The 16,160-nt window shown below is 70.9% G+C and carries 15 protein-coding genes; 6 read left to right on the top strand and 9 right to left on the bottom strand.

Going from position 1 to position 16,160, the window contains the following annotated elements; translation table 11 throughout:
- Positions 1-86: 86 nt before the first annotated feature.
- From ABD830_RS50600 to ABD830_RS50585, 4 genes are all read right to left on the bottom strand, one after another.
- Positions 87-1,001 (bottom strand): alpha/beta hydrolase, encoded by a 915-nt coding sequence (locus ABD830_RS50600; RefSeq protein WP_345002780.1) that lies wholly within the window; start codon positions 999-1,001, stop codon positions 87-89.
- A 9-nt stretch (positions 1,002-1,010) separates the two neighbouring features.
- Positions 1,011-1,697, bottom strand: coding sequence for a gamma-glutamyl-gamma-aminobutyrate hydrolase family protein (locus ABD830_RS50595; protein ID WP_345002779.1), 687 nt, complete (start codon positions 1,695-1,697; stop codon positions 1,011-1,013).
- Positions 1,698-1,961: 264 nt separating this feature from the next.
- Positions 1,962-2,264, bottom strand: coding sequence for a ubiquitin family protein (locus ABD830_RS50590; RefSeq protein ID WP_345002778.1), 303 nt, complete (start codon positions 2,262-2,264; stop codon positions 1,962-1,964).
- Entirely contained in the window at positions 2,265-3,344 is a 1,080-nt protein-coding gene (locus ABD830_RS50585; RefSeq protein WP_345002777.1) for a WD40/YVTN/BNR-like repeat-containing protein, read from the bottom strand.
- Positions 3,345-3,526: 182 nt separating this feature from the next.
- Here ABD830_RS50585 and ABD830_RS50580 point away from each other — a divergent pair, with 182 nt between their 5' ends.
- The gene (locus ABD830_RS50580; RefSeq protein WP_345002776.1) at positions 3,527-4,282 is read left to right on the top strand and encodes a helix-turn-helix domain-containing protein; all 756 of its coding nucleotides are present in this window, start codon (positions 3,527-3,529) and stop codon (positions 4,280-4,282) included.
- A gap of 25 nt (positions 4,283-4,307) precedes the next feature.
- Here the strand turns inward: ABD830_RS50580 and ABD830_RS50575 are convergent, their stop codons facing one another.
- On the bottom strand, positions 4,308-5,747 hold the full coding sequence (locus tag ABD830_RS50575) for a sialidase family protein (RefSeq protein WP_345002775.1): 1,440 nt from the start codon (positions 5,745-5,747) through the stop codon (positions 4,308-4,310).
- A gap of 66 nt (positions 5,748-5,813) precedes the next feature.
- Positions 5,814-6,932, bottom strand: coding sequence for a globin domain-containing protein (locus tag ABD830_RS50570; protein WP_345002774.1), 1,119 nt, complete (start codon positions 6,930-6,932; stop codon positions 5,814-5,816).
- 293 nt (positions 6,933-7,225) lie between these two features.
- Here ABD830_RS50570 and ABD830_RS50565 point away from each other — a divergent pair, with 293 nt between their 5' ends.
- The gene (locus ABD830_RS50565) at positions 7,226-7,516 is read left to right on the top strand and encodes a hypothetical protein (protein WP_345002773.1); all 291 of its coding nucleotides are present in this window, start codon (positions 7,226-7,228) and stop codon (positions 7,514-7,516) included.
- 20 nt (positions 7,517-7,536) lie between these two features.
- Here ABD830_RS50565 and thyX read toward each other — a convergent pair whose 3' ends face one another.
- The 3 genes from thyX to ABD830_RS50550 all read right to left on the bottom strand — a co-directional run bounded on the left by thyX (position 7,537) and on the right by ABD830_RS50550 (position 11,720).
- The gene (gene thyX, locus ABD830_RS50560; RefSeq protein WP_345002772.1) at positions 7,537-8,271 is read right to left on the bottom strand and encodes an FAD-dependent thymidylate synthase; all 735 of its coding nucleotides are present in this window, start codon (positions 8,269-8,271) and stop codon (positions 7,537-7,539) included.
- Between the two features lie 109 nt (positions 8,272-8,380).
- Entirely contained in the window at positions 8,381-9,532 is a 1,152-nt protein-coding gene (locus tag ABD830_RS50555) for an amidohydrolase family protein (RefSeq protein ID WP_345002771.1), read from the bottom strand.
- Positions 9,533-9,593: 61 nt separating this feature from the next.
- Positions 9,594-11,720, bottom strand: a complete 2,127-nt coding sequence (locus tag ABD830_RS50550) for an anthranilate synthase component I (protein WP_345003457.1) — start codon at positions 11,718-11,720, stop codon at positions 9,594-9,596.
- A gap of 245 nt (positions 11,721-11,965) precedes the next feature.
- Here ABD830_RS50550 and ABD830_RS50545 point away from each other — a divergent pair, with 245 nt between their 5' ends.
- From ABD830_RS50545 to ABD830_RS50530, 4 genes are read left to right on the top strand one after another with little or no spacing between them, the layout of a single operon-like run.
- Positions 11,966-13,156 carry a cytochrome P450 gene (locus ABD830_RS50545; protein WP_345002770.1) on the top strand — a complete coding sequence of 397 codons (1,191 nt, stop codon included), beginning with the start codon at positions 11,966-11,968 and terminating at the stop codon, positions 13,154-13,156.
- Entirely contained in the window at positions 13,153-14,010 is an 858-nt protein-coding gene (locus ABD830_RS50540; RefSeq protein WP_345002769.1) for an oxidoreductase, read from the top strand. Before ABD830_RS50545 ends, ABD830_RS50540 begins: the two co-directional genes overlap by 4 nt.
- The gene (locus ABD830_RS50535; RefSeq protein WP_345002768.1) at positions 14,007-14,636 is read left to right on the top strand and encodes a TetR/AcrR family transcriptional regulator; all 630 of its coding nucleotides are present in this window, start codon (positions 14,007-14,009) and stop codon (positions 14,634-14,636) included. The genes ABD830_RS50540 and ABD830_RS50535 overlap by 4 nt, the downstream gene beginning before the upstream one ends.
- 11 nt (positions 14,637-14,647) lie before the next feature.
- Positions 14,648-16,075, top strand: a complete 1,428-nt coding sequence (locus ABD830_RS50530; RefSeq protein ID WP_345002767.1) for a glycosyltransferase family 39 protein — start codon at positions 14,648-14,650, stop codon at positions 16,073-16,075.
- The last annotated feature ends 85 nt before the right edge of the window (positions 16,076-16,160 follow it).

Genomic DNA, 16,160 nt, shown 5'->3' with positions numbered 1-16,160 from the left:
ACGGCTCGCTGATCGTGACCCGCAGCACGCCGTCGGCCGGAGTGTCGATCTTGAGCTTGGTGTACGTCAAAAGGGCTCCCCCAGCGTCAGAACGACTCCCGCAGCCGCTCGGCGACATATTCGCGGGCCTCGAGCGCCTGGTCGAACAGGCCCGGCACGCCGAAGAAGCCGTGCACCGCGCCGTCGAACCTGCGCAGCTCGGCCGGCACGCCCGCGTCCGTCAGGAGGAGCGCGTACCGCTCCCCCTCGTCCCTGAGCACGTCGCACTCGGCGGTCACGACCGTCGCGGGCGCGAGGCCGGTGGCGTCGGGCAGGCGCAGCGGCGACAGCCGCGGGTCCTCCGGGTCGGCGCCCGGCGCGTACTGCTGGACGAACCACGCCATCTCCTCGGCGTCCAGCCCGAACCCCCTGGCGAACTCGCGGTAGCTCGGCGTGTCCATGCCCACGTCGAGGATGGGATAGACGAGCGCCTGGTGGGCGATGGTCAGCCCGGCGTCGCGGGCCTGCCAGGCGGCGACGGCCGCGAGGTTGCCGCCCGCGCTGTCGCCGATGACGGCCACGCTGCCGTTGCTCTGGTAGAAGGCGGGGCGGGCGAAGATGTCGCGCACCACCGTCCAGGCGTCCTCGGCGGCGGCCGGGAACGGATGCTCCGGCGCCAGCCGGTAGTCGACGGAGACCACCACGGCGCCGGTGCGGATGGCCAGGTCGCGCCCGGCCGCGTCGTTGCGCTTGACGCTGCCGAAGACCCAGCCGCCGCCGTGGAAGTAGACCACGACCGGCAGCAGGCCGTCGCCCGGGTCGGCGCGGTAGATCCGGATGGGCACGCCCTCGGCCAGCTCGTCCCGGACGAACGGCAGTTTCGTCAGCGGCCCCCGGTGGGCGGCCAGGCCGTCCTGTGCGCGCAGCTCCTGGATGCCGGCCAGGTCGAGCGGGGCCGGATCGGTGTCCGGATCCGACGCGTAGCGGGCGAGGTACTCCCGGGCCTGGGGGTGCAGCGGCATGATCGCACCCTATCGGGCTGCCTCGATGAACGCATCGAAGAGCCGGCCGTCGCCGTCGCGTTCGGGGTGCCACTGGACGCCCACGCCGAACCGGTGGCCCTGCAGCTCGATGCCCTCGACGATCTGGTCCTCGGCCCAGGCCACGGCCAGCAGGCCGCTGCCGAGGCGGCGTACGGACTGCTGGTGGGGCGCGGAGACCTCGACCCGGTCGCCGACGGCCTTGCCGAGCTTGCTGGAGACGCTGACCTGGATCGTGTGGCCGGCGCCCGGCTCGCCGTGGCGGTCGTTGTCGAGCACCTCGGGCAGCCAGGGGATCAGCGTGCCGCCCTGGGCGACGTTGAGCACGTGCATGCCCCTGGCGATGGCCAGGATGGGCACGTCGGCCCGGACGGCGGCCCTGACCAGGGCCAGCTCGAACCGGTCGCGGTGCTGCTGCGGCTCGGCGACGCGCTCGTCGTGCTCGCCGCCGTAGGTGTCCGCGCCGAGCTCCGCGCCCCCGGCCAGCACGATGCCCTGGAGGCCGCGTACGTAGTCGTCGACGGCGGGCGTGGCGATCGGCGGCAGCATCACGGGCGCGCCCCCGGCCCGTCCGACCGCCCTGGCGTAGGAGGGAGGCGACAGCACGGCCTCGCGCACGTAGTCACTCCAGCGGGCGGCCTCGAAGTAGGAGGTGATTCCGATCAGCGGTCGGGACATGCGATCTCCTGGGGGCATGGGAGCCGTGCCGCCATCAGCCTGTCGAGGTGACGGCCACATGCCCCATCATGGCGCAGACTCTTTCCGATATGTCACCTCTCCCAAAGATCTACTACTTCTGTCCCCGCGGGGTGATGTGCCGCCGTCGTTCCAGGGCCTTCAGGCGGCACGGCGTCAGGGCATGCGGCATCGGCGACCTGGCCCCCGATGGCGCTGTGCCGGAGTGGCAGGTCGTCGACAAGCCCGCACGAGATGCGGCGGGGCTCAGGCCAGCGCGGGCGTGACGTAGACCTCGGCGCCCGGGGGCAGGGCGCAGTCGAGGTCGCCGAACCCCGTGGCGTTCTCGCCGCACACGATCATGCTGATGTGCCTGCGGATGCGCCCGTACTCGTCGCGCAGCCGCTCCTCCAGCAGCGGGTGCGTACGCCGGAGCATGTCGAGCGCGGACCCCAGGGTGGGCGCGGAGCCGCGCTCGGCGGCGACGGCGAAGACCTTGACCTCCGCTCGCCCGCTCACCCACCGCCGCAGCATGACCGGGAGCACGAAGACCACCATCGTCACCATCATCTAGAGCACCGCCGCGCGCACCGTGAGCACGTCGGGCAGGTGGCGGCCGACCAGCGACCAGGTCTCGCCGTCGTCGCGGGAGCAGTAGACCTCGCCGTCGCGCGTGCCGAAGAACAGCCCGGCCTCCGACGCGGTCATCGCGTCACGCAGCACGCTGCCGTGCACGGGCCCCTCGGGCAGCCCCTCGCCGAACGGCCGCCACGTCTCGCCCGCGTCGTCGCTGCGGAAGACGCGGTAGCGGTGATCGACCGGGGTGCGGTCCATGTCGGCCGTCAGCGGCAGCACGAAGACCGTGCCGGACCGAGACGGGTGCGCCGCGATCGGGAAACCGAAGTCCGACGGCAGCTCCGAGCCGATGTCGTGCCAGCTCCCGCCGAAGTCGTCGCTGCGGTAGACGCCGAAGTGGTGCTGCAGGTAGAGCCGCTCCGGCCGGGCCGGGTCCATGGTGACCTTGTGCACGCACTGCCCGAACTCCGGGTACTGCTGCCCCTCCGGCATGAACGGGGCCCGGATGTTCTTGTTGGCGGCCTCCCACGACAGGCCGCCGTCGGTGGAGCGGTAGAAGCCGCCGGTGGAGATCGCGACGCCGATGCGCCGGGGGTCGCTCGGGTGCAGGACGATCGTGTGCAGGCACAGGCCGCCGCCGCCCGGCTGCCACTGCGGCCGGTGCGGGTGCTCCCACAGCCCCTCGACCAGCTGGTAGGTGATGCCGCCGTCCTCGGAGCGGAACAGCGCGCCCGGCTCGACGCCCGCCCACACCACGCCGGGCTCGGACGGCGAGGCCGCGAGCTGCCACACCTTGGTCAGGGTCGTCTCCGTCTTCTCAGGGAAGGCGATGGGCGGCTGCTCGGCCTCGCCCCACGTCTTCCCGAGGTCGTCCGAATAGACGGCGGATGGACCGAAATGACCGTATTCGATGCCGGCCAGGAGCCGGGGTGTGGCGCCGCGGGTGTCGATCGCCACCGAGGGCACCGCGACCGTGGAGAACTGGATCGGCTCGATCTCGAACGGGCCGCCGCCGGTCGAGCGGGCGAGGAACAGGCCCTTACGGGTGCCGATCGCGAGGACTGCGTCACTCATGGCTAGGCTCCTTGTCGTCGTGCGGCCATCGTGCCACGCCAGACCGACAGGTTCTGAGGACTGGGAGTTTTCCTCCCACAGGAGCCGCATTACCTGGGAGGTAATCGAGACGCTTCCCTCCAGGCGATAGCGTGCCGGATATGGGAGCCGTAGCCATATATGAAGAGTCTTTTGGTGATCTGTTGCGTTCCTGGCGGCAGCGCCGGCGGGTGAGCCAGCTGGACCTGGCCATCGAGGCCGACGTTTCGGCCCGCCACATCAGCTTCCTGGAGACCGGGCGCGCCCGGCCGAGCCGCGAGATGGTGATCAAACTGGCCGAGGAGCTGGAGGTGCCGCTGCGGCACCGCAACAGGCTGCTGGTGTCTGCCGGGTTCGCGCCGATCTATCCAGAAAGAGAGGTACGCGCCCCCGAGTTCGGGCTGGTGCGCCAGGCGCTGGACAAGATCCTGGCGGGGCACGAGCCGTACCCGGCGGTCGTGGTGGACGCGGCGTGGAACCTGGTGGCGGCCAACTCGGCGGCCTCGATGTTCATGGAGGGGGTGCCGGAGGAGCTGCTGAAGGAGCCGATCAACGTGATGCGGCTGTCGCTGCACCCGCAGGCGATGGGCGGCCGGCTGCTGAACCTGGCCGAGGTCCGGGCCCACCTGCTGCACCAGCTGCGCAGGCAGGCCGAGGTGTCCGGCGACGGGCGGCTGGCCGAGCTGCACGACGAGCTGGCCTCGTACACGTACGAGGGCGTGGACCTGAACGTGGCGCACGTGCCCGGCCCCGCGGACATCCTGGTCCCGCTGCGGATCGCGGCCGGTGACCGGGTGCTGTCGATGTTCACCACGATCGCGACGTTCGGCACGCCGGTGGACGTGACGGTCTCCGAACTGGCCATCGAGACGTTCTGGCCGAACGACGAGGAGACGGCGGCCGCGTTCCAGACCGGGTAGCTCGGCTGGGCCCTTCCGGGAGGGGTCAGCGGGCCGTGGCGGGCAGGTCGGGCGCCGCCTCGCCCGCCGCGACGGGTGCCTCGATCGCGAGCGTGGCGCGGCCGCCGCCGGTGATCGGCAGGCCGCCCGTGACGGTGTAGGTGCGCACGTCGTACGCGCCTCCCGAAGGGGCGGCCGCGGCCGTGAAGGCCACGTAGGCGTTGCCCCCGGGGATGACCGAGGTGGACAGGTAGTCGCCCGCCATGCGGCCGTGCGCGCTGTTGGCGAACCAGCCGAGGTCCATCGGTCCCTGCAGCTCGGCGGGGCGCGACCAGCTCCCGCCGCCGTTGCCCGAGGTGGTGTAGCCGACCGTCAGCCGGCACGTGGCGGCCGTGCAGTCGGCGGCGGGGTAGCGGTAGTAGGCGAGTGCCAGCCGGGCGGCGCCGCCCGAGCTGTCGCGGTCGACGCCGAGGCCGGGGATGAAGTGGTCGCCGCCGTCGTCCGTGACGCGCGTGACGTGGCCCCACTCCTCGCCGGTGGCCGAGGTGCTCATGACGATGTCGTTGCCGCCGCAGCTCATCTGGAAGCGGCAGTCGTGCCAGGCCACGTACACGGTGCCGCGCGCGTCGCTCTCCGCCGACGGCAGCGGTAAGGCCCGCAGGCCGCCGGCGACCAGGTGCCGCCGCACGGTCGCGACGAGCACGTCGGCGTCCCAGCTCGTGCCGCCGTCGCCGGAGCGCATGGAGCGGATCTGCTGCTCCCTGCTCAGGTACGCCACCACGACGGCGCCGTCGGGCCGCACCACCGGCTGCGCGCCGAGGCCGGTCGCGGACGTGGTGGTCTCCTGCCAGGTCAGGCCGCCGTCGGAGGAGCGGGACACCTTGATCGCGTTGCCCGCGGCGGCGTCGTCGTAGACCGTGTAGCAGCGGCCGTAGAAGGGGCTGCGCGGGGCGTTGTCGCAGGCGGTCCAGCTCTTGTCCAGGTCGCCCCCGCCCGCGACGGCGGTCGTGACCGGCTCTGCCCAGGTCAGGCCGCCGTCGGTGGAGCGACTGGTGACCACGGCCGCCCCGACGATCCCGCCCGTGTCGGTGAGCGCCAGCGAGGAGACCAGCCAGACGCCGTGCCTGGCGTCGAAGGCCACCGAGGGGTCGCTCACCCGGTTGAAGGGCCCGCCGCCGAACGTGGTGATCCCCGGCAGGACGCCCTTGGTCCACGTGGCGCCGTTGTCGCTGGAGGTGGCGAACGCGATGCCGGATGCCCCTCCGTCGAAGAAGCGGCCCGCCTGCTGCGCGGCCACGACGGTCGTGCCTGTCTGGAAGGTGTCGGGGCCGGCCTGGGTGCCGTGCTGGCTGGTGGCGTTCGCGTACGAGTCGGCTCCGAGCTCCGTCAGCGGGACGGTCTCGGCCGCCAGGGCCGGGACGGGGGTCAGGAGGAGCATGATGATCAGCAGCCCGCCGATTCCTCGGCGCCTGGCGGGGGATGGCACAGTCCACCTCCACGTTGGCGTGTCACCCCCTACCTCGCACCTTTCGACCCGACCTGTCAAGATCTGTCAGCGTTCGGCCTGGATGACGTCCCGGTGGATGCGCGACAGGGGCACGCCGTCGATCTGGAGGCGGCGGACCGTCTCGTTGACCATGGAGGTCGGGCCGCACACGTACACGTCGTGCTCGGCCCAGGAGTGGAAGCGCTGCGTGACCTCGGGCAGGTGGCCGCGCATCCCATCGTACGAGGGCTCGTCCGACACCACGGGCAGCACCCGCAGCCAGGGGAACGACGACTCCATCCTGATCAGGTCCGGCAGGTCGTACAGCTCCTCGGACGTGCGCGCGCCGTACAGCAGGTGGATGTTGGGGCGGCGGCCCGAGGCGATGATGTGCTCGATGATCGCCTTCAGCGGTGCCAGCCCGGTGCCGCCCGCCACGCAGAGCACGTCACGGGTGCTGTGGTCGCACGGGGCCATCGTGCCCATCGGCGGGCCCAGCATGAGCGTGTCCCCGATGCGGGTGTGCCTGGCGAGCGTGGTGGAGACCCAGCCGCCGGGGACCGAGCGGACGTGCAGCCTGATCGTGTTGTCGGGGCGCGGCGCGTTCGCGATGGAGAAGGTCCGCCAGACGCGGGGCCAGCGCGCGGTCTGCACGGTGACGTACTGCCCCGGTGTGAACGGCAGCTGCTCCGTGGGCCGCAGCGTGAGGACCGCGATGTCGTGATGGCGCTGCTCGTGGTCGATCACGTCGGCCAGCCACCAGGCGGGCGCGGCTCCCGAGTCCGACCCGGCCGCCTCGATCATGAGATCCGCGGCCGCCGTGTACGCCGCCACCCAGGCGGCCTCGATCTCGTGGTTCCAGACGTCGGCCGCGAAGCGGCGGACGGTGGCGAGCAGCGCGTTGCCGACGGCGGTGTAGTGCTCGGCGAGCACGCCGTACTTGCGGTGGTCCCTGCCCAGCTGGCCCAGGTAGGCCGCGAGGCTGTCCGGGCTGTCCAGGCTCCACACGATCCGTGTCAACGCGCTGAACAGGCGGTCCCGCTGGACGTCCATGGCGGGCGGGAACATGCCGCGCAAATGCGGGCTTTCGGCGAACAGCCGGCCGTAGAAGTAGGCCGTGGCCTTGTCGGCCTGCGGTTCGATGACGGAGAAACTCTCTTTTACCAGGCGCGGATTCAACGACATTTACCAACCCCACCTAGGGACCGGAAAGGCTTTCCGGTCGTGTCGTTCACCTCCTTGACGGCTCCGGGTGTTGAGCGCCCGGTCCCCTCCCCGGCACTCCGATGCGCTCGAAATTGAGTCTTACACCACCGATGACCCGCCACAACCGTTTCTCCCCAATACGGTGCGATGCGAGCTATCCGTAGCCGTCTGGTGATTTTCCGTGCCTGTTTTTCGGTCGGTGAATGCGAGTAAAAATCACATTCAATGCCCGCGGCTGGTGGAAGCGGAGCGGGCGGGCGTACCATCCGGCCATGGCAGCCCTCCATCCCCGCCGGGTGGCCTGGGAAGGCGCGCGGATCTTCGTCTGCGCCGCGAACACGGACGCCTACTGGTGGCTCAGCGACACGATCGGCCGCGGTCTGGGGAACATCTACCAGCTGCAGCTGCGCGAGACGCGGCTGCGGTTGCAGGCGGAGGCGGAGGCGGTCCACGCCGAGGCGGGTGTCTGGCGCGCCCGGTTGGACGAGCTGCTCGACACCCACCCCACGGCGGCGGAGATCCTCACCCAGATGATCAGCGAGACCACCTCCCGCCTGCCCTGACAGCCGATCAGGCGCCTGGTTCAGGGACAGACGCGCCCGTTGGCCTCGAACGCCTCATGGGTGAGCGGCATGAGCTCCGCCCACAGCGCCTCCATCTTCTCGGCGACCATCTCGATCTCGCGCTGCGGGAACGACGGGAACGTGGAGTCCTCCCGTTTCACCCGCAGCGACAGGAAATTCATCAGGGCACGGGCGTTGCAGGTGGCGTACATCGAGGAATAGAGGCCCACGGGCAGGACGGTGCGGGCCACCTCGCGCGCCACCCCCGCTTCGAGCATTTCCAGATAGGCCCGGTAGGACTGCCGGCAGCTTTCCTGGGTCGCCTCCGTCACCAGCTTGTGCTGCTCGGCCGTGCCGTCCAGGAACACATACTTGCCGGGCTTTCCCTCTTGCACCAGCTTCCGGTCGGGCCCCGGCACATAGAAAACCGGCGTCAACTTCCGGTATCTTCCGGACTCCTCGTTGTAGGAAAAGGTGCGGTGCCGCATGAACTCCCGGAAAACGAAGATCGGCGCGCTGATGTAGAAGGTCATGGAAGAGTGCTCGAACGGCGTGCCGTGCCGGTCGCGCATCAGGAAGTTGATGAGGCCCTTGGACCGCTGCGGATCGGCTTCGATCTCCGCCAGAGAGCTCTCACCCTTCGTGGAGACGCGGGCGGCCCACAGCACGTCGGCGTCGGACGCGGCGGCCTTCACCAGCTCGACGTCCACATCGCTGCGGAACTTGATCTCGGTCTCGGGTTCGGCGTTGCCCATGAAGCCCCCGCTCAGGTTGGGTGTCGTGACGGCCTCAAGCAAACCAGGTCGGGGCCACTCGGCGCGAGTCGGCGGCGGCCGGCCACCTGATCATGCCCGTGAGGGGGGTTCACAAGCGGTAGACGCGGCGGGCGTTGCCTGAGCCGATCATGTGGGCGACCCGGGCCGCGTCGGCGGGGCTCCACTCCCCCGACGCGAGCCGCGACGCGAGCGACGCGCCCAGCGCCCGCCGGAACGAGAGCGCGCCCAGGTAGCCCGTCTCGGCCACGCTGTGGCAGCCGGAGCCGAACAGCTGCTTGTGGAAGGGGGCCAGCTCGAGCAGCTCGTCCACGACCCTGGCGGAGGCCGCGGCGGTGTGCGGGAGTGTGAGGCCGACGTCCACGTACACGTGCGGGTAGACGCCGGCAAGATAGGCGGCCTGGCGATGGTACGGGTAGCAGTGCAGCAGGATGAGCGGCACGCCGAGCGGCTGCAGCATCCCGGCGAACTCGCCCAGCCTGCCCGGGTCGGTGCGGTGCAGATCGAGCCCCGAGCCGCCGAACCCCGTGTGGAACTGCACGGGCAGCCCCCGCTCCCTGGCCACGTCGACCGCGCTCCACAGCAGGTGGCGCAGCATGACCTCGTCGGTCAGCGGCCGCTTCGGGTCCGACAGCCGCCGGTTGGCGGCCGCGATCACCGATCCCCTGCTCGGCCTGGCCGGGTCGAAGTCGAGGCCGCACAGCGCGCCGATGACGGTCTTGAGCCCGACCGCCCTGGCGGCCCTGGCGGCCAGCTCCTCGCCGAGCGCGTCCAGGTAGTCCACGGCGAGCTGGGCCGTCTCGGCCACGTCCCGTTCGATCTGCTCGATCCGTACGAGCTCGTCGGCGGCGGCCCCGCCGTGGCGGCCCATCTCGGTGGCCGTCAGCACCTCCATGTCCTCCGCCCCGGGGGCGGTGTCCACGAGGAACGCCACCACCCCGGCCCCCGCCAGCAGCCGCCGGTTGACCTCGGCCGCGCCCAGCTCCTCACGGCGGGAAAGGTAGACGGCGGGCGGCGCGTGCGGCTCCAGGTCGAGCACCGGGGCGCACCAGCGGCGCACGGCCGCGCCGAACGGCGTGTCGAAGTGGGTGGTGCCGGGCGGCGCCGGGCTGCCGCCCTCGTTGATGAGCAGCTCGAACCGGGCTCTGCTCAGGTCGTCCCGCCGCACCCCGTGACAGTGGTGGTCGACGAGCGGGGCGAGCAGCGCGTCACGCACCGTGGAGGGTAGATCTACGGGGAGCATGCGGAGACTCTAGGGGAGCCCCGCATGCCCCCGCGGCGGTTTTACCTACGCCAGGGACCGCTCACCTGCGGCACAGGCGCAGCACGTTCGCGATGACCTTCGCGCCCGCGCCGCCCTCCTGCGTGAGGATCGACTCGGGGTGGAACTGCACGGCGAAGCGCCGCCGCTCGACGTCCTCGATGGCCATGACGTTGCCGTCGGGCGTGAGCGCGGTCGCCGTGAAGCCGACCACGCCCGGCTGCTTGGCGTGCAGCGAGTGGTAGCGGGCCGCGGTGAACTCCTCGGGCAGCCCCTCCAGCAGCGCGCTGTCGCCCAGCCGGGAGACCTGGCCGCGCTTGCCGTGCTCGGGGTAGTCCAGCAGCTCCAGCGAGCCGCCGGCCTGCTCGACCATGGCCTGCAGCCCCAGGCAGACACCGAAGACGGGCAGGTCACGGGCGTAGATCTGGTCGATCAGCGCCGACATGCCGAAGTCGGAGGGCCAGCCGGGCCCGGGCGAGAGCACCACCAGGTCGGGGGCGATCTCGTCGATCATGTGGGCGGGGAAGCCGTGGCGCAGCGTCACCACGGCGGCGCCTTCCTGCCGGAAGTAGTCGGCCAGCGTGTTGACGAAGGAGTCCTCGTGGTCGACGAGCAGCACCTTCATGCCCTGGCCCGGCTGCGGCCTGACCTCGGGCGCCGGCACGGAGTCCGGCCGGTTGACCGCGGCCAGGGCGCCGAGCAGGGCGCTGGCCTTGAGCTCGGTCTCGCGCTCCTCCGACTCGGGGTCGGAGTCGAACAGCAGGGTGGCCCCGGCCCGCACGGTCGCCACGCCGTGCTTGACCTGTGCGGTACGCAGGGTCAGTCCGGTGTTCATGGAGCCGTCGAAGCCGATGAAGCCGATGGCGCCGCCGTACCACCTGCGGGTGGTGGCCTCGTGGTCCTCGATGAACTGCATGGCCCACGTCTTGGGCGCGCCGGTCACCGTGACGGCCCACATGTGGGTGAGGAACGCGTCGAGCGCGTCGAACTCGGGGCGCAGCCGCCCCTCGATGTGGTCCACCGTGTGGATCAGCCGGGAGTAGAGCTCGATCTGGCGGCGGCCGATGACCTTGACGGTGCCCGGGACGCAGATGCGCGACTTGTCGTTGCGGTCGACGTCGGTGCACATGGTCAGCTCCGACTCCTCCTTGACGCTGGACAGGAGGGTGCGGATGGCCTCGGCGTCCTCGACCGGGTTGCTGCCGCGGGCAATGGTGCCGGAGATGGGGCAGGTCTCCACGCGGTCGCCGCTGACCCTGACGTACATCTCGGGCGAGGCGCCGACCAGGTGCTCGCCCTCGCCGAGGCTGATGATGAACTCGTACGGCGCGGGATTGCTGTGCCGAAGGCCGCGGTAGAAGGCGGACGGGTCGGCGCAGACGGCGTGGAAGACCTGGCCGGGCACGACCTCGAACAGGTCGCCGCGCTTGAACCGCTCCTTCGCGGCGGCCACGACCTTGGCGTATTCGCCCTTCTCCGGGTCCTTGGGCAGCTCGCGCGGGATCACGGGCTCAGCGGTGGCGCCGGTGCGCTCGAGGCCGCGGGTGGTGGCGCCGTCGACGGTGAACTCGTAGCGGTATTCGACGCTGGTCTCGCGCTGCCGGTCGATCACGACGAGCCGGTCGGGCAGGTGGAGGACGAGGTCGCGCTGGTCGTCGGGGCGGACGAGCTCCTGCCTGATGGGCTCGAACTGGAAGGCCAGGTCGTAGCCGAACGCGCCGTACAGGCCGAGGTGCGGGTCGTCGCCCTTGAAGGCGGCGATGACCTCGCGGATCGCGGTGAACACGGTGGGCCGGCGGCTGCGCTGCTCCTCCGGCAGCAGATCCTCGGATTCCGGTACGTGCACCGCGACGTGGCCGGGCGTGGGCTCGGAGACCGGCTTGCCCGCGGCCAGCAGGCAGGAGGCGACGGCGGGCAGCACGACCCTGCCGCGGTCGTTGAGCGCGGTCGCCGAGATGACGCGGCCCTTGGCAACCAGCTCGATGCAGGGGTCGACGTAGCCGAAGGCCCATCGGCTGTAGCGGCCCGGGTAGTCCATGCCCGAGGAGAACGCGCCGCCGCGCCTGGTCCCGAGCGCGGTCACGATCTCTTCCAGCGCGGCCTCGTCCACCTCGCGCGCCTCGCGCTCGACCCCGATGCCCCCGGCGGTGGTATATCCGCTCGTCTCCACTTCGTGCCCCTTCACCAGGTCAAATGATCGAGCCCCGGGGGCGGACACACGAAAGGCCGCCATCCGGGGCGGCCGTCCGTTCAGAAATGCGAAACACAACGCCGCCTAGGAGCGGCGCCACCACTGCAGCTGGACGTGATTTCGCATGAGGACAGACTAACCGCCGGACCATGATCGCGCAACGCGAACCCGGTTCCGCTATTTCAATACAGAGCTGTACTGTATTCATAGGAAGGAGATCCGACATGACCGAGACCGAGGCGATCACGTTCCCCACCGAGCGGCCCACCCCGTTCGACCCGCCAGAAGACCTCGCCAAGCTGCGCGAGACCCGGCCCATAGCCCGGCTGGCCTACCCCGACGGCCACCAGGGCTGGCTCGTCACCAGCCACGCGCTGGTGCGCGCGGTGCTGGCCGACCGCCGTTTCAGCACCCGCTCCGAGCTGCGGCACACGCCCATCGAGAGCACGAGCGAGGCCCGGCCCGCGCCTCCCGGGTTCTTCATCGGGATGGACCCGCCCGAGCACACCCGCTACCGCCAGCTGCTCACCGGCGAGTTCACCGTGCGCAGGATGCGCCTGCTCACCGAGCGCATAGAGGAGATCACCAAGGAGCAGCTGGACCTCATGGAGCGGCAGGGCCCGCCGGCCGACCTGGTGCAGGCGTTCGCTGCTCCGGTCCCCGCGGTGGTGATCTGCGAGCTGCTCGGCGTGCCCGATGAGGACCGGGCCGGCTTCATGACCGGGGCCGACGCGCTCCTGCGGCCGGATCTCCCGCAGGAGGAGAAGGTCTCCGCGTTCCTGTCCATGCAGGCGCAGATGCGCGAGCTGGTGACGGCCAAGCGGGCGGCGCCCACCGACGACATGCTGAGCGGCCTCACCAAGAGCGATCTGAGCGACGAGGAGCTGGCCAACATCGGTTTCATGCTGGTGGGCTCCGGTCTTGACACGACGGCGAACATGCTCGCCCTGGGCACGTTCGCGCTGCTGCGCCACCCCGACCAGCTGGCCGTCCTGCGCGACGAGCCCGAGCGGGTGGACCAGGTGGTGGAGGAGCTGCTGCGCTACCTGAGCATCGTCCCCTTCCTGGTGCGTACGGCGCTGGAGGACGTCGAGCTGGGCGGCGAGCTGGTCAGGAAGGGTGAGACGGTCACCGTCTCCATCCCGTCCGCCAACCGCGACCCGGGCCGCTTCCCCGACCCCGACACCCTCGACCTGCGCCGGGACACCGCCGGGCACGTGGGCTTCGGCCACGGCGTGCACCAGTGCCTCGGCCAGCAGCTGTCCAGGGTGGAGATGCGGGCGGGCTATCCCGCGCTGTTCCGGAGGTTCCCGTCACTGCGGCTGGCTGTCGAGCCGAGCGAGGTGCCGCTCCACACCGACATGCTCATCCACGGGGTGCACAGCCTCCCGGTGACCTGGGACACGGCACGATGACCGGCGCGATGACCGGCACGATGACCGGCACGATGACCGGCAAGGTGTGTCTCGTCACCGGCGCGTCGTCCGGCATCGGCCGGGCCACCGCGCTGGAGCTGCTGCGCGCCGGCCACACCGTCTACGGCCTGGCACGCCGGGTGGAGAAGATGGACGTCATCCAGGACGCCGGCGGCCACGCGATCGGCGCCGACGTCACCAGCGAGGCCGACCTCGACCGTGCCGTGCAGGCCGTCCTCGACCAGCACCAGCGCATCGACGTGCTGGTGAACAACGCGGGCACCGCCGTGCACGGCGCCGCCGAGGAGGTGCCGATGGAGCGCGCCAGGCAGGTGTTCGAGGTCAACCTCTTCGGCCTGGCCCGGCTGACCCAGCTCGTGCTACCGCAGATGCGCGAGCGGCGCTCGGGCACGATCGTCAACATCTCCTCGATCGCGGGCGAGATCTCGCTGCCGCTGGGCGCCTGGTACCACGCCTCCAAGCACGCGCTGGAGGCGTACTCGGACTCGCTCAGGCAGGAGGTGGCCCGGTTCGGCGTGCGCGTGGTGGTGGTGCAGCCGGGGATCATCAAGACCGGGTTCGAGGACGACACGCCGCGCCAGCTCAGGGAGATCTCGGGGCACGGCCCGTACGCGGAGGTCGCGGAGTGGATGGCACGGCGGGCCGAGGAGGGGTTCGGGCCGGGCAGCAAGGCGTCCGACCCCCGCGTGGTGGGCCGGGCCGTTGCCGAGATCGTGGCCGCGCGCGACCCGAAACCCCGCTACGCCGTCGGCCACCTGGCCGATCTGCTGCTGTGGGTCAATAGACTCCTGCCGGACCGCCTCTACGACAAGATGGTGACCCGCCAGGCATGATGACCACCGACGACCTCGCCGCGCGAGCACCGCGGCCCGCCGGCCGGCCGCGCAGTCAGGAGGCCGACCTGGCCATCCTCACGGCCGCGCTCGACCTGCTCATCGAGCAGGGCGCGACCCAGACCAGCATCGAGCAGGTCGCCAAGCGGGCCGGGGTGACGAGAGCGACGGTCTACCGCCGGTACGCCGACAAGACCGCGCTGCTCGTGCAGGCCCTGCAGTTGGCGCACCACGACGACGACCCCGCTCTCACCGGCTGGCGCGACCTCGACGACATGTTCGGTGACTGGGCGGGGCACATATCCGTGCCGCGCAACCGGGTCCTGCTGCGCCGGGTCTTCGGCACGGTCGACGACTATCCCGAGCTGATCAGGGCGTACCACGAGGCCAACACCGGGCGGCGGGCGGCGGTGGTGCGCGAGGCGCTCCTCCTCGCCCGCGACCGCGGTGAGCTTCCCGCGCACATCGACGTCGACGTGGTGGCGGACGTCCTGAGCAGCGCGGTGATAGGCCATCTCGTCGGCCGCCCCGACGACCAGAGCGCCGAGCAGATCAAGGCGTACTTCCTGACGATCATGAAACAGTTCGGCTATCGACCGGTGACAAAGGGGTCCGAAAAGATCTAGCTTTGGGGGCCATGGAGCGGCCCTTAGCCTGGCGTCCGGTGACGGTGATCGCGGTCCTGCTGTTCGGGGTGCTGCTGGCGCTGAGCCCCTGGTACGGCTATCACCGTGACGAGCTGTACTTCCGCGTGCTGTCCGAGCATCCCGCCTGGGGGTACGTCGACCAGCCGCCGCTGACGCCGATGCTGGCCAGGACCGGGATCGCGCTGTTCGGCGACACGCTCACCGGCATCAGGGCGTTCCCGGCGCTGGCCGTCGCGATCCTGGTCGTGCTCATGGCCCTGATCGCGCGTGAGCTGGAGGGCGGCAGGGCGGCACAGGTGATGGCCGCGCTGGGCACGGCGACGGGCGCGTACTCGCTGATCGCGGGGCACTCGCTGCTGACGCTCAGCTTCGACCTGCCGCTGTGGGCGGCGGCCATCCTGTTCCTGCTGAAGGCGCTGCTGCGCGAGCAGCCGCGCTGGTGGCTCGCGGCGGGCGCCGTCATCGGGCTGGCCACGTTCAACAAACACCTCATCGCGCTGCTGGTGATCGGGCTCGCGGTGGGGCTGCTGACAGCGGGGCCGCGGCGGATTCTGGCGAGCCCGTGGCTGTGGGCGGGGGCGCTGGTCGCGGTGGTGATCGCCCTGCCCAACCTCATCTACCAGGTGACCCACGACTGGCCGCAGCTCAAAATGGCGGCGGCGCTCAGCGCGAACAAGGGCGCCGAGATGCGGGTGCTGTTCGTGCCGATGCAGCTGACGCTGTTCGGCCCGGTGGTGTCGGTGCTCGCGGTGTGGGGGTTCGTGCGGCTGTGGCGCGACCGGCGGGTGCGGGCGCCGGCCGTCGCCTACCCGGTGGCGGCGGCGCTGACGCTGATCAGCGGCGGGCGCTTCGACTACACGGCCGGGCTGATCCTGCTGCTGTTCGCCGCGGGCTGCGTGGGCGCCGAGAAGGCCTGGCGCCCGTGGCTGGCGGGCCTGGTGCTCAGCGGCCTCGGCTCGGCCGTGATCGCGCTGCCGCTCATCCCGGTGGCCGAGCTGGCCTCGAGCCCGGTGCCGGCGATCAACGAGGTGGCGCGCGAGTCGGTCGGCTGGCCGCGGTTCGTCGCCGCGGTCAACGGCGTCCTGGGCGCGCTCCCCCCTGACGAGCGGGCCAGGGCGGTGATCGTGACCGGCAGTTACGGCGAGCACGGCGCTCTGGCCCAGGCCGGGGTGCCGCGCGTCTACTCGGGCCACAACCAGCTCTGGGAGTACGGCCCGCCGCCCGAGACCGCCACGACCGTGATCCTGGTGAACTTCGGGCCACGTGGCCTCGCACAGTTCGGCTCCTGTGAGGAGAAGGCCAGGATCGACAACGGCGCGGGCGTCGACAACGAGGAGCAGGGCCTGCCGGTCTACCTGTGCAGGGGGCCAAAACAGCCCTGGTCCACCATGTGGCCTATGTGGCGACATTTCAGCTGACCAGATTACATTTCTGCCAGTCACGTTACATTTCGCGGCACCTCTTGCTTTCCAGACAAGATCTCTTCACGCTTCTCGACAGAGG

Source organism: Nonomuraea helvata (assembly GCF_039535785.1).
Lineage (GTDB): Bacteria > Actinomycetota > Actinomycetes > Streptosporangiales > Streptosporangiaceae > Nonomuraea > Nonomuraea helvata.
This window is presented reverse-complemented; position numbering and strand designations above follow the sequence as displayed.

Excerpts from the sequence above, each read along its gene's own strand:
- ABD830_RS50600 (WP_345002780.1), bottom strand. The coding sequence starts at position 1,001 with ATGCCGCTGCACCCCCAGGCCCGGGAGTACCTCGCCCGCTACGCGTCG.
- ABD830_RS50595 (WP_345002779.1), bottom strand. The coding sequence starts at position 1,697 with ATGTCCCGACCGCTGATCGGAATCACCTCCTACTTCGAGGCCGCCCGC.
- ABD830_RS50590 (WP_345002778.1), bottom strand. The coding sequence starts at position 2,264 with ATGATGGTGACGATGGTGGTCTTCGTGCTCCCGGTCATGCTGCGGCGG.
- ABD830_RS50585 (WP_345002777.1), bottom strand. The coding sequence starts at position 3,344 with ATGAGTGACGCAGTCCTCGCGATCGGCACCCGTAAGGGCCTGTTCCTC.
- ABD830_RS50570 (WP_345002774.1), bottom strand. The coding sequence starts at position 6,932 with ATGTCGTTGAATCCGCGCCTGGTAAAAGAGAGTTTCTCCGTCATCGAA.
- ABD830_RS50565 (WP_345002773.1), top strand. The coding sequence starts at position 7,226 with ATGGCAGCCCTCCATCCCCGCCGGGTGGCCTGGGAAGGCGCGCGGATC.
- thyX (WP_345002772.1), bottom strand. The coding sequence starts at position 8,271 with ATGGGCAACGCCGAACCCGAGACCGAGATCAAGTTCCGCAGCGATGTG.
- ABD830_RS50555 (WP_345002771.1), bottom strand. The coding sequence starts at position 9,532 with ATGCTCCCCGTAGATCTACCCTCCACGGTGCGTGACGCGCTGCTCGCC.
- ABD830_RS50545 (WP_345002770.1), top strand. The coding sequence starts at position 11,966 with ATGACCGAGACCGAGGCGATCACGTTCCCCACCGAGCGGCCCACCCCG.
- ABD830_RS50540 (WP_345002769.1), top strand. The coding sequence starts at position 13,153 with ATGACCGGCGCGATGACCGGCACGATGACCGGCACGATGACCGGCAAG.
- ABD830_RS50535 (WP_345002768.1), top strand. The coding sequence starts at position 14,007 with ATGATGACCACCGACGACCTCGCCGCGCGAGCACCGCGGCCCGCCGGC.
- ABD830_RS50530 (WP_345002767.1), top strand. The coding sequence starts at position 14,648 with ATGGAGCGGCCCTTAGCCTGGCGTCCGGTGACGGTGATCGCGGTCCTG.